7 protein-coding genes are annotated in these 12,746 nt (G+C 57.8%); 3 read left to right on the forward strand and 4 right to left on the reverse strand.

The annotated features are described in order from the left end of the window. Window positions 1-324: 324 nt before the first annotated feature. Window positions 325-1,317, reverse strand: coding sequence for a LacI family DNA-binding transcriptional regulator (locus tag PQR53_RS25640; RefSeq protein WP_408460199.1), 993 nt, complete (start codon window positions 1,315-1,317; stop codon window positions 325-327). A gap of 788 nt (window positions 1,318-2,105) precedes the next feature. On the opposite strand from PQR53_RS25640, the gene PQR53_RS25645 reads away from it, so the two are divergent. Continuing rightward, a complete protein-coding gene (locus PQR53_RS25645) occupies window positions 2,106-2,873 on the forward strand; it encodes an N-acyl homoserine lactonase family protein (protein ID WP_408460202.1) in 768 nt (255 codons plus the stop codon). A gap of 512 nt (window positions 2,874-3,385) precedes the next feature. On the opposite strand, the gene PQR53_RS25650 is transcribed toward PQR53_RS25645, so the two are convergent. Together PQR53_RS25650 and PQR53_RS25655 are read right to left on the reverse strand one after the other, a co-directional pair. Further along, entirely contained in the window at window positions 3,386-3,694 is a 309-nt protein-coding gene (locus PQR53_RS25650; protein ID WP_408460205.1) for a putative quinol monooxygenase, read from the reverse strand. 446 nt (window positions 3,695-4,140) lie between these two features. Then, window positions 4,141-5,637, reverse strand: coding sequence for a replication initiation protein (locus PQR53_RS25655; protein WP_408460208.1), 1,497 nt, complete (start codon window positions 5,635-5,637; stop codon window positions 4,141-4,143). 1,237 nt (window positions 5,638-6,874) lie between these two features. Here PQR53_RS25655 and PQR53_RS25660 point away from each other — a divergent pair. Continuing rightward, window positions 6,875-8,092 carry a ParA family protein gene (locus tag PQR53_RS25660; RefSeq protein ID WP_179742369.1) on the forward strand — a complete coding sequence of 406 codons (1,218 nt, stop codon included), beginning with the start codon at window positions 6,875-6,877 and terminating at the stop codon, window positions 8,090-8,092. Next, complete coding sequence (locus PQR53_RS25665) at window positions 8,074-9,063, forward strand: ParB/RepB/Spo0J family partition protein (protein WP_408460211.1); 990 nt, start codon at window positions 8,074-8,076, stop codon at window positions 9,061-9,063. The genes PQR53_RS25660 and PQR53_RS25665 overlap by 19 nt, the downstream gene beginning before the upstream one ends. A gap of 3,297 nt (window positions 9,064-12,360) precedes the next feature. Here PQR53_RS25665 and PQR53_RS25670 read toward each other — a convergent pair. Beyond that, window positions 12,361-12,531 carry a hypothetical protein gene (locus PQR53_RS25670; RefSeq protein WP_408460214.1) on the reverse strand — a complete coding sequence of 57 codons (171 nt, stop codon included), beginning with the start codon at window positions 12,529-12,531 and terminating at the stop codon, window positions 12,361-12,363. Between the last annotated feature and the right edge of the window lie 215 nt (window positions 12,532-12,746).

The following is a 12,746-nucleotide window of genomic DNA, read 5'->3' on the forward strand; positions in this document are numbered from 1 at the left end:
ATTACACGCTATTGTGTATCGCGAGCTTGCCAGGGAGGTCGCTAAACGAGCATTCTGGCTGTGGGTCTGAGGGCAAATCCGAGTGCGCGCACTGCCGCCGAAACGAAAACGGCCGGACTGGTTATGTGCGGAGTCCGCGCGAGCATGCGTGATACGCATGCAGCTGCGCCATTGTTGTCGGCGCCGGTGGGGATCTGAGCCGTCTGCCCGGTCTCACGAATCAGCGCCCGGTCGTCCGCCGGCGCGCTACGATCCCTGCTCGCGCGCTGACGTGGTGCGTCTTTCTCCGTCTTTTCATCGCGCACCGCGCCGCGGGTCGGCGACCTAGGTCTTGCGAGGACGCGCCGTCGTGCCGCGCACGATCAGGTCGGTCGGCACGATGTACTGCGAACTCACGGCCCGTCCTTCGATCCGTGCGAGCAAATACTCGGCGCTACGCGCGCCGATTTCATCAGCGGCGAGCCGCATGGTCGTCAGCGGGGGCGACGTGAAGCTGGAAAATTCGATGTCGTTGATGCCCGCGATCGACAGGTCGCCCGGCACGTCGATACCCGACTCGCGCGCCTCGGCCAGCGCGCCGATTGCAAGCAGATCGGTGCCGCAGATTACAGCGGTGGGACGCTCGGGGCCGTTCATCAGCGCCTTCATCGCCATCTGGCCTTCAATGATCTTGTGCGGCATCTCGATCAGATGCTCGTGGCGCAACTGCAGTCCGCGCGCCTGCAACGCCGCGCGCACGCCGATAATGCGATCAGCCGCGCGATCGCTATGCTGCGTCATTTGCGTAATCATGCCGAAGCGCGTGTGCCCGAGATCGAGCAGATAGTCGGCGAGGCGTCGGCCAACCGCTACGTTGTCAAAACCGACATACGAATGGTCGCGATCGACTGTCCAGCCATTGACGAGCGGAATCTGCTCCTTCTCGATCAATTCGTAGAGCGCCGGCGAGTGGCTGCGGCCCACGAGCATCAAGCCGGCGATGCCGTCCGCGATAAGCGCGCGCACTTGCTTCAGTTCGTCTTCCTGATCGTAATACGAGCATCCGAGCAGCAACGTATAGCCGGCTTCGCCGATGCGCTTTTGCAGCGCGAACACGCCGATCGCGAAGTTCTGGTTTTCTAGCGACGGGATCACCGCGCCGATCGTTTTCGAGCGCTGCGATGCCAGCGCCCGCGCCGCGGCGTGCGGTGTGTAGCCGAGTGCCTGCGCGATGTCGCGCACGCGGTTCTGCAGTTCGGCCGCTACCTTTGCGTTGCCGTTCAACACGCGCGAAACGGTCGCAGTCGATACCCCCGCCGCGCGCGCGACATCTATCACCGAAATCGCATTCGATTTGCGACGCGGCGCTCTTTTCTTTGCCTCGTTGGTCAACTTCCACCCTGCCCGATGTCGAGGCGCACCATCGCGCCTTCTCTTTGCGGCATACTATAACGCGGCATCTTGAGAAATGGCCACCGCCGGTCACGGGCCTTCGCCTGGTCGATCCGTTCGCGGCGCCGCCGAACTCCGCAAGTCAGCTGAAGCCGCGGAAGAGCGCTTCTCGCCTACCCTATCCTCTCCTCGCCCCCTTGCCCGCGGTCTGCACCGCATACTGTCCGGCGTCATTCTCAGGTGCGAGTCGAGCTGTCGCATGTTTCGTCCCATCGGTTACGCGCATTGCCAAACACGCTATAAACGGTCACGACGTGCTAGTCACCCCGGCACGCAAACTAAGTAATCGCTTTCTATAGCGCCTGAGATTCCGGGCGGTACTTGGTCAAAACAGGAGAAATTCACGGTAGTTTAGGGAGAAACCTAGGGAAATTCAAGAGAAAGCGCTTACTCATTTGACCTATACTGTGACTCCGCGCGACGGCAATACCTGCGACCGTCGTGGATCAACTTGCCGCCTGCGAAACCGCTCGGCGGCAGGTCACGTGTAGCGAGTACGCCGGCCACAACATCACGCTCATGAATTCGCACGAAGGGAACGTGATTGGCCGACGTGATCGTTCATCTGATCACGAGACCAAAGCCGGATCCGGCCAAGATTCGATTTTGGCCCAGCCCGTCAAGCAGGCAGCCAGCGTCAGCACCATAAACACAGTTGAAGTGAGACTCCAGTCATGGACTTCACCATCGTACCGATCCGTTGCGGCGATATCGTCAATCATGAGCGCTCGTGCTTTTTGTACCGTAAGAACTGCGGTTCCGCGCGCCTGCATGCGCCGTGCATCGCGTGGTTGCTGCGCAGCGCTCGCCATACGATCGTCGTCGATGCCGGACCGGGTTCCCGATCACGCGCACCGCAGTGCTACACCGAGACGGATGCCGGAATCGACGACCTGCTGCAGTACGGCCTGGCGCGCGAAGGCGTCGACCCGGCTTCCGTCGAACTGGTCATTCTCACGCATCTGCATAACGACCATGTCGGCGGCGCACGATTGTTCACGAACGCGCGCTTTCACGTCCAGGAAGCGGAGTTGAAAGAGGCGGTCTGGCCAGTGCCCTTCCAGCGGCCGATCTACGAAACCAACCAACGCGGCCACACGCCACCGTGGGTGGACATTCTCGACCGGATGGACGTGGCGTTCGGTGACGCCGACGTAGTGCCCGGCATCCGCGTGTTGCGCTTGCCGGGACATACGGCAGGCTCACAGGGTGTGCTGGTCGATACGCAGGCAGGACCGTATCTCATCGCGGGCGACCTGATTCCGCTCTATGAGAACTGGCCGGAAGACGGCAGCGAACCGATCCCGAACGGCAACCACACGGACCTGCGCGCTTACGACGAAAGCTTCCGCCGCATCGCGGCGCTTGGGGCGAAGGTGCTGCCGGCCCATGAGCCACGGGTCTTTGAGCGCAAGGTGTATCCCCCACCGCCGGGGCGCTGAGCGGCCGGAATTGTCACCGAGACAGGCGATGAGGCGGAGGGGGTTCCGACTGCTGCCCGCGATGATGACCGCCGGCAATCTCGGGCGTTACGTTGGCGGCCGGCTGCATTGGATACGCGTCGAATACGTTCCCGATAAACGTTGCTTTGCTGGTGTTGGCCGGTGCGATGCTGTACGGTTCGCAACGGGTGCGTTGGTTGATCGCCACCGAACCACTGGTATCGGAGACGGCCGGCACTTTGAGCGGCGGCCTGATAAATGGCGTCGGTATGATCGGCGCATTGCGTTCGTTGGCGAACTCATTCTCATCAGGACTGCTAGTGATACGCGTGTGCGCTCGTCGGAACGAGCGCGCTACTGACGTTGATCAAAGAGGCCAACAGCCCAAAAGCGATCAGGTACGCCATGCGGCCAATGGTGCGAACGCACTCACCGCGTCATTGATCGTTTAGGTACTTAACTGCCAGGACATTGCCTGCTCATCCAACACAGGGCCGCACGAGCCGAAGCTTTTAGCAAGCCTGAAGCACATTGATGACGCGGTTCACGAGCAACGGACGAGTATTGCGTCCATATTCGGCCATATGCGCAGAGGCCCCATGCGCCCTCAATGCTTCCGCGCTTTCCCAACGTTCGATTACTGCAAAGGTGTCTTCGCCGAGCGGTGTCTGAATCGCCCCAAACTCCGGCACGTCGATTACGGCCTCGTAGCTGATACATCCCTCTTCCGCCAACACCGCCGGACGGTTCTTGTTGAAGAGAGCCAGCACGGCTTCGCGTTGACCAGGCTGGGCAGTGATCGTTGCAATGACATGAATCATCCAGATTTTTTCCTTTCCATTTTCGGCGCCGATCGCCGCACGAAATCATAGCCGCATTTAGACACGTCTGCCGACAGCGCCTACCGCACGGTTCCAGTCGAGCTCTCGACGCGGCTCGTCAGTGATTCATTCGCCGCGCGGTGCACGCACCCTCGATGGCGATGCGAGCCGCCCACCCATCGATAGAGGTCGAATGGGGCGCTGCGATTTACCGGGGGGCACACTACCGAATACGGCGCAGCCACATTGCGGAGAAAGTGCCGCAACGATAATGAGGGCGTGCAATCACCCCCAGACGGCGGTAGACGAGCGCGCACCACAACAGGTAGCGTTCGCCGCGGAATCGTTGATGATGTGAATGAACCAGACCTTGCGGGTATCGTGATCAATGTCGCCGGCAACTGCTGCCACGAGGCCGCGCGTTGCTGATAGCCCTGCAGAAAACGTTATGCGTTCCGCGCACGCACACGCGCGGCCTTTCTGATTTCACCGGCGACGTAGGAACTGAACGTATTGGCAACGTCCGGCAGATTCAGAATATTGGCCTCGGTGACATTAGCCGGCTTGAGCATTTGACGCTCAATAGCGCGGAGTCCCATTGTGCTCGACGCGACAAACTTGCGGACGAGATCCTCGCGTGTCTTCTTGTCCGCTGTGTCGAAGAATTCGCGCGCCAGGCGAATCTCCTCCTGTCGACGCTTGTCGGCTGCCGCGTTAGCTGCCGCCAGGCTGGCCTCGACTGCCTTTTGCTTGTCAGACGTCGCCCCCTGCGCCCCCGTCGTCGCTTCAACAATCTGAGCCTGAATCAACTCAACCTGCCTGTCGGCGTCGGATACGCGGTAGTTGTCCGAAAGAGCCCTCATCAAGTAGGCGGATGCTCGTTTTACTTTGGTGCCTTGCCTGATTGTCCACCGGGTGTAGTCGATCGCTTGTTGAATGCGCTCGTCTGTCCAGACGGACCTGTTCTCAGCGATTTTTTCAAACTGTTTTTCAGACAGTCCGAATTCATCTTGAAGCATTTTGAAAAGTACGACCGAGTTCAGCATGGCCGCCTTCGATGCCAATGCCCCTTCCTTGCGTTTTAGCCGGAAGCGTATCTGGTCTTTCTTTCGCGAGCCGGGAGTCCCGGCTCGGGTCTCGTACGACAACTCGATGTCCGACAGTTCGTTGATCTGGTTGACGGCCGGCTCGAGATAATCGCGCTTGAAGTATTTGAACTCAGCGTTGTTTGCCCATGACTTACCGGGCAAGTTTCGAACGAGGTCGAGTGACAACCAGTCTGTTAGCCCGCCAGGCACGGATGGCAAAACATGGTCGTAAATGCCTCGCGCATAGATGAGCGTAAATCTCGAGGTAACTAGCAGGCTGGTCCAGTACGAGTTCTCCGGGTCCTTGATGAGGCGTTGCAGCTCGATAGGCACCCGGAAGCGAATCCGGCCATTTCTGACGCTGACCCGGCCTATCAGCTCGAGCCAGTCCCCGTCCTCGTTCTGGACGACCAGGTCCTCATCGGCATCGTCTTCACCGGCATTCCCCTCCTTGCCGGGTTCGGGAGGCTCCTCCAGCATCCGTCCTTTCGAATCCACGGACACCACCGGCGCACTCATCACTTCGAGCATGGAAGATTTGACGCTGCGGATGACGCTGGAAAAATGCTTCTTGTTTCTGCTGTCATAGCGCATCAGCCATTTAAAAAAGCTGAGGGTCACGTCATAGGTTTCCTGAATTTCAGGTTCCTGCGCGACGATGAAGTAAGCGGCATCCACAAAGCGTCTGGCGGACAGACCCAAACCGATAATGCGTGCGAAGACCCGGTTCTTTTGATAACCAATATCTTTGTCTGGACTAGCCTCATTGATGGACCTTTGCGCCGGCGCCATCTCCACGAATAGGTCCAGTGCAAATTGAAGAGGGGTTACTCGTCGGTCGACGCTGCTGGCCATGCCCGTTCCCTGGAAATTCAGCAGACTCTAGGCATACAGAGGTGAGATGTCAATAAAAAAGTCTCACCTTTGTCGCTGGGACGAAGCACAAGCACAGCATCTCTCACCTTCGGCACACCATCTCTCACCACCTGTAGAAACCCCGGAACGCTTAACTCATGATGGCAGGGGGTTTCAGCCGGTTATCCACAGGTGTCGCGGGAAAATCTCTCACCTTCAGCAAAACGCGCTTTTGTCTCTCACCTCGACACACTATAAATCTCCCCTTCTGTTCTCGGCCGTCTCACCCAAGGTGCACATTTTCTATCACCTTTGGCACATTGTGTCTCACCTTTCCGGGGCTAACTGTTTGATAACAAAGAAATTGCGGTTCTCCTGTAGGTTTGTTAGTTCGTTTTTTTATATAAAACAACCAACAAACCGCCTGGCAATCGAGGCAATTGGTTCCAGGGCTCCGCCCGCGGTAAGCAGCGGAGTGGGCCGGGCAAGCCGCACCTCCGACAGGTCAGCTTAGCGGGTCAAGTCAGTGATACAAGGGACACCGCTGCACTTTAAGAGCGGGTAGGGAGAACGATGGTGCAGTTCGAATCCGGTTGATGTGAAGCAATACTGCGCCATACGCATTTGGGGCACAGTCTCGGGGATGTTTTTTACCTCTCCACAAAGGTGAGAGATTATGTGCAAGATCTTCTGCAGGCAGCTACACGTGACATCTGACTCCACACTCTTCCTCACCTTCAGCGATGACGGGACTACCGTTCAATGCGCGAGCTTTACCGTTTGATTTCGATGAAACGTAAGGTGAGGGATTTTGTGCACCCGAACGGGCGTTCGATATCGACAACTGCCCCTGTGCACACTATTTCTCACCTTTGAGCTCTTCGCTTGGCCAAACGAAACAAGAATGTAATGTAGCCCCTTCTATCTGTGCGCTCATTGCGCAGGCAGGCGTCTCGAGCGCCGCCTTTTCGCCCACTCCCGGGCCGATCCCCTCGGTTCAATCGACAAAAACTCTCACCTTTTGTCCATGTTTATTTCCCTCGGCGGGGGACTTGCTTCAAAGGTGAGAGATTTTGTGCCATGGATTTCGATCAGCTGAGTTTGCATAGCGATCCGTGAAAGCATAAAAAACAGCGGCTTACAGGCGATATTGGAGAAACTGGACGACAATATAAAGCTGTTTTTGCGTTTTTCCTGTATTCTCCGTTTAGCTTCAATTTCCAGGGAAAACTCCGAAATGGCCAATGTCAGCCAACCGATGCCGATAGACCGAACCGTGACGCTCGAGGAAATCTCGGATTTCGCGGACGTCGTCACCGATTACGCAACTGAATTACGGGACCAGATTCTCGCGCCGCGCCCGCGCAAGGAAGCGCCGGTGTTTACGACTGGAGAGGTCGCCGAGCTGTGCGGCTTGACACGTCAGCAGGTGCAGTACCTCGCAACAAAGGGAGATGGTGTGCTGCCAGAAGGGCAGTCCACCGGGACCGGGCGAAGCCGCAGTCGGCTGTTTACATTAGCTGAAGCCCGAAACTGGGTACAGCAGGTGTCGGACATCTATCAGACGCCTCTGGTGGCCGGGCCGAGCGATTTTGAAGGCAAAGTGCTCATCACATCGCAGTTGAAGGGCGGCTCCGCTAAAACCACAACGTCGATGTGCCTTGCTCAAGGGCTGAGCCTGCGCGGGCGAAAGGTTCTCGTTGTCGATCTTGACCCCCAGGCGTCGCTTTCTGAGTTATGCGGACTGTACGCCGAAAAAGAGGTCTCTCCGGACGATACCGTGCTTCCTTTTGTCTATGACCAGAAGGTCGAGGGGGGTCTGCTCGCCAGAGTCCAGCCAACGTATTGGGATGGGTTGGATATCATTCCGGCGCATACAGAACTGGTTGGAGCCGAATATCACCTTCCGGCCATGCAGATGAAGCTTGCAGGATTCAAGTTCTGGCAGGTGCTCCGGGATGGACTGGCGCCGTTGCGCAAGCACTATGACTACATCATTCTGGATACCTCGCCCTCCCTGTCGTATCTCAACCTGAATGCACTGATGGCAGCGGACGCCATGGTCATGCCAATGGTCCCGGAGAATCTCGACTTCTTCAGTTCGCTTTCCTTCTGGCGACTTTTTTCGGACGTCGCCAAGTCGTTCATCAAATACGAAGCGAACAAAAAGTACGATTTCGTTTCCGTGTTGCTGACCCGCGTGAACTACAACAGCACGTCCGCGGCGCCAGTTGTGCGCACGTGGGCACAAGGTGCGTATCGTCACTGGCTTGACCCGTTCGAAGTTCCTGCCAGCTCCGTAATGAGTTCAGGTGCTCTCGCATTTACGACCGTTTTTGACATCAGCAGCTCTCATAGCCAGGCGAAATCCTTGGCTCGCGTCAAACAGCCGCTCATCGACTATTGCCGGTGGGTCGACGACATGTTTGTCAAACAATGGAGGCCAGCACAGTGAGCACCAACAATATCCGTGATCAGCTGCTGGCTAAGACTGCGAATCTTCGGTCAACAGCGGAAAGAACTCCCGATGCCAGCCGTCGCGCGAATCGGACAGAGACAGCACCGGGGATGGCCGGAGCCTTGGCGGCAGCACAGCTGAGGGTGCAAGAGCTTGAGTCGACAGGAACGACGTCGCAGTTGCCCTTGACGGACATTGTTCCCAATCCTTGGCAGCCCCGGCGAGTTTTCAATGAAGCGAAGTTGTCCGAGCTGGCAGAGTCGATTCGCGAGGTTGGGCTGATGCAGCCCATTGTGGTTCGCCGGGTTGAATCGGCGTACCAGATTGTGGCGGGGGAGCGGCGCTGGCGAGCGCACAAGATACTCGGGGCGGAGCACATCAAGACGGTGGTCATCGAGTGTTCCGACCAGGACATGATTGTGCTGGCGCTCGTCGAGAATATGGACCGGGACGACCTGACCGATTATGAAGTGGCGATCTCCCTTCGTCGATCTGAGAGCGAGTTTCCTAGCCGCAAGAGGCTGGCCGAAGCAGTAGGCCTCTCACGTACCGGGCTTTACCAATTTCTTGCGTTCGAAAATCTGCCGGACTTCATGAAAAAGGACCTCGATTTGCAGCCTGCCCTACTTGGCTGCAACGCTGCAGAGGAAATTGTCTCAGCGCTTAAGAAGCACGGCAGCGAAGCTGAGTCGGCTGCGCGCGAACTCTGGCCTGATGTGGTTAAAGGAGACATGGCCCAAGGCAAACTTGCGCCGGCGATTATCGCGATGGTGACTCGTCGTGCGTCGGGGACCACGGCTCGCGAGAGGCTCATTGAGAAATTCTTCGCCGGAAAAGACCAAGCGGGAAGCATTACCAAGGACGTCAATAGTTTTACGCTCAAAATCAAGGCTGCGGCTTTGACCGAGGCCCAAGAGGCGCGAATTCGGCAACTTATCAGTGAGCTGTACAAAGGCGAGCCGCGGTGAACAAGTGGTTCATGTGACAAAGGAGCCCGCTTCGAGCGGGTTTTTTTGTGTCCGCGCCGCGTCCGCGTCAGTATTACTGACACCCCGAGGCAGGGCCAAGAAAGGTGGCTAGACGAAGACCTTGACGGGCTTGATACGATCGTCCTAGCTGGAGTCAGCCATGACACAAAAGTAGCATCGCCAACTTGATTATTCCCTCTGGGAATGGCTCCTCCGACCGGGAGCGACCGGTATGGTCGGCACGACCTATGGACGGAGGATTATGCGGGGAAGTTTGCGCAAGCGGGACAAGGAGCTGGGGGCATGCCGGTCATTGGAGACAGGGACCTTCCAAGGCGCGTTGTGCGGAGTGTCGGTATTACTGACACTTGTGTTCAGCGGGGACTTGCCTTTGGCAGCCCGACGCTTCGCCCAATTGGCTTTTCCGGTTCGGACGCCCGGTTAGGCGCCGTGTTCGTAGTGACGTTGCGCTGCGTATCTTGTATCTCTGGACCCGCGATGGCATGAGTTGCACCGAGCGTTTGTTGTGTCAGTATTACTGACACAGGTTGGTGCCACGTCTTTTGGTCATCGGAACTCAAATGGAGAATAACAGTGCGCCAAATGCGGGAGTGAGGTGATCGGCGGTTGTTCGGCCGCCGCTCCGGCAAGGGATGTGCCGCCGGTGGAGGCATTCCCGTCTGCCTTGCCCCCAGTGCCTCCTAGGGCTTTCCCTTTTCCTCGCGGCTGCTGGCGCGCTCGGCCGACACGGAGATAATTGTCGGCGGCGGAAAGCCTAGTCCAATGGACGTTACGGCAGTCTATACATAGGTGCTACGCCACTGACTGCTTAGCGAACGTAGGGTAACAGCTGCGCCGCTCCCGCTCATCGGGCAGAGTTTCGTGTTGCGCGGTGCGCAGCAGCGTCGGTGTCAGCCCGTAAGGGAAAAATCGTTACCAGTCAGCGCAGGAGTGTCATTCTGAAGAAGTCGACGCTTTGCGAGTTAAGCGGTGACGTCCCTTCGGCTACCCCGACACTTTACGCAAACGGTGTCAGTATTACTGACACCAGTTCGCGCCGAGTGTTTGGACGGTCTTCGTGAGCGGTCACTGCGGGAAAGTAGTGAGACTATCTCGCATTTCGCATCTTCAAAATCATGGCCGAGATCAGCCGGCGGCCGCGTAAATGCTTAGGACCGAATCATTCGATTCCGCCTTTGCAATCGGAGCCGGGACGCTTCAGGCAGGTCACCGTCGTTGCGTGGGACAGAGCCGTGCGCCACCTTCGGCCCGACAGAATCGGGACCATCCAGGTACTTCTATTTGTCTGTCCTGCTCCGACCCGGGCCGGCAGCATGCGGATAATGTGGACAGGATTTTCCCGTTGTATCCAGTTGAAGCCCATCACCAGGGTGCTTGTGCGTGGGAGCCGGTATTGGGTGTCTGGTTCGACAGGGTCTTTGATTCCCAGCGGCGTACCACGCCGTGAGCGCATGGACGTCGCGCAGACAAGTTGGAGATGCCGTCGATGCACGTGGGGCAACTCCGGCGCATTTCGGCAAGACCGTGCCGATAGCGATGGCCTGTTCGCTCGTCTCCCTCGCCGGCTCCGTGATGCCCGGCCAAGCCTTGCAACTGAGGTAGCGCACGGCACTCGTCCCCGCAAAAATAGCCGCAGTACGAACATCGCGTAGCACTTACTTGACCGCGAATGCACCAGCGACCAGCGCGCTAATATTCGTGGCCTTAGCCGACCACGCGGAATCTGGTTCGCAGAAAAATTCTTGTACGGCTTCCACGATGTCATCGAAGACTCGAGAAAGCTTTCCCCCGCGTCCAGACTCACGCTAAGAGGAAGCATTCAGTCCCTTCCGGTCGCCGTACTGTCTCCGCGCGGTCGCGAAAACAGTACAGGTACGCGAGCAACGCTTTTTTTCGTCGTTGTACGCCGAGATCAGAGATGACACCGAAGTCCCGCGCTCGATCGAGCCACTGCAACCGTCGCGCGACTCCGCAATGTGCTGAAGTGCCATGAGCGGCTTTGGGGTCGGGATTCCGCTCCACGAGGGCCGTGCACCGTTCTCGAGGCACAGCGGCTAGCCGTCCCGGCGTTGCCGCATTGGCGTCCAGCCGCGCAGTTCGATGTGGACCAGCGTCTTCACTTACTTCGGCGGCATCGGCTGGTGGAGAATTACCCGAAACCATGCCGAGACCGCGTCTTCCGCCTTTGGGATTGGGTAATCCTGCTCGTGGTTTTCACTCAAAACGGCCACCGATTTCAGCCTGCGACCCAGCTTTCGCGCGTCCGCTACGGTCTCGAACAAGCAAGCGTGCCAGACATATCCGTTCAGATAGATGATCGTTCTATCTCCGCGAGCAACGCTGTCGTCACCTCGCCGGCTCAGATCCAGTTCTCCACGGAGCGTCCTTGGCTGGATCATGCATGTAACTATACGAACTGGGAATCGTTTTTAGACGGAAGCAACGGCGGGTCTGGCCGTCGGCGAACGACGCCGCACAGGGTGGGCGACATTGTTACGCTGGTCCATGAACGGGCCTCAGCTCGGCATCGTGACCCTGTTACCTGATAGTAATCCGGGGCCACAGTCCAAAGAAAAGCCCCGATGAGTGTCTGTCCGGGAGAAGCGGGCTACGGCAGGCGGAAGTCAGGCGAGTCCCCGCATCAACCTGCCCGGCTGCTAGCGACGGGATTTTTCAGTTATGCGCCCGATGCGTAGCACCACATGAGGCAATCACTTCAGCTGCAAAACTTCCGGCGGACGCTGCCAGTCGCACACTAAACCGACGTTTTTAGACGACGACACTCTAGCCACGTAGATTTCTTTCACTCGGGATATGGATTCGTGCGCAACGCTGGGTCAAACCTTGGGGCTCGGAATAAACGCCTGGCGCGCTGGCGTGACGGGGTTACCGCGGGGAACACCGTCTCAATGTCACGAGGCTTGACGGAGTGGTCAGTTGCTCGCGAAGGATCCCGACGCCAAAGTGCTTTAAGCTTGCTGTCGTCGCTCCATATTTACGGCCGCTGCTCACGACGGTCAGTGCTTTCTTCTTCTGTCTGCCTGTGGAATGACTGATCGGCATCTGAATATATATCGTTCGCTGTCGCGACGATCAGAAACGTCTACTGCTTAATAGTTATTTGCTATCAAACTTATAATTTGATAGTTATATGGGCTTACTCGCCTGTTCTCGTATGAAGGCGCCGGCCTGCGTGCGCCCGCGGAACGGCCCACTTCATCTATTAGACGCTACCCGCCTTGTAGCGAGGAAAATCCGCGCGATATGCCCTTCAGTCTAGTTTTCCGCTCTTCGGGCGGACACGGCCCGCTGGTCGCTGGCAAAAATCGCCGAAAGTTTCGACACTCGGTCGTTCCCAGAAATGGCGGGATGGCAAGGATTTTCGCCGAGGTCTATCTTCAACGAGGCGGCATTCGTGACGGGACCTTCAATCAGAAGGTAAGCCATTCGGAATCGCCGAGAGAGAAGGGGGCGTGACGGACCGGTTTATCATGCGGCTCCGGGACGGCGGCAGCGGCACGGAGATCTGCGCGCACATCTCGACCCGCGCGAATAGTTGCTCCCGCCGTAGCGTGCAGACGGTACTCAAGAAACGGTTTCAACATCGGTTATCCGGATCCTCGTGAAACAATTACACGGTCACTGCGGGAGTACCAAAAACG

The organism is Paraburkholderia fungorum (genome assembly GCF_046027605.1).
Taxonomy (GTDB): Bacteria; Pseudomonadota; Gammaproteobacteria; order Burkholderiales; family Burkholderiaceae; genus Paraburkholderia; species Paraburkholderia fungorum_F.

Coding starts and splice junctions, on each gene's coding strand:
- PQR53_RS25655 (WP_408460208.1), bottom strand. CDS start 5,637: ATGGCCAGCAGCGTCGACCGACGAGTAACCCCTCTTCAATTTGCACTG.
- PQR53_RS25650 (WP_408460205.1), bottom strand. CDS start 3,694: ATGATTCATGTCATTGCAACGATCACTGCCCAGCCTGGTCAACGCGAA.
- PQR53_RS25645 (WP_408460202.1), top strand. CDS start 2,106: ATGGACTTCACCATCGTACCGATCCGTTGCGGCGATATCGTCAATCAT.
- PQR53_RS25660 (WP_179742369.1), top strand. CDS start 6,875: ATGGCCAATGTCAGCCAACCGATGCCGATAGACCGAACCGTGACGCTC.
- PQR53_RS25665 (WP_408460211.1), top strand. CDS start 8,074: ATGGAGGCCAGCACAGTGAGCACCAACAATATCCGTGATCAGCTGCTG.
- PQR53_RS25670 (WP_408460214.1), bottom strand. CDS start 12,531: ATGGCTTACCTTCTGATTGAAGGTCCCGTCACGAATGCCGCCTCGTTG.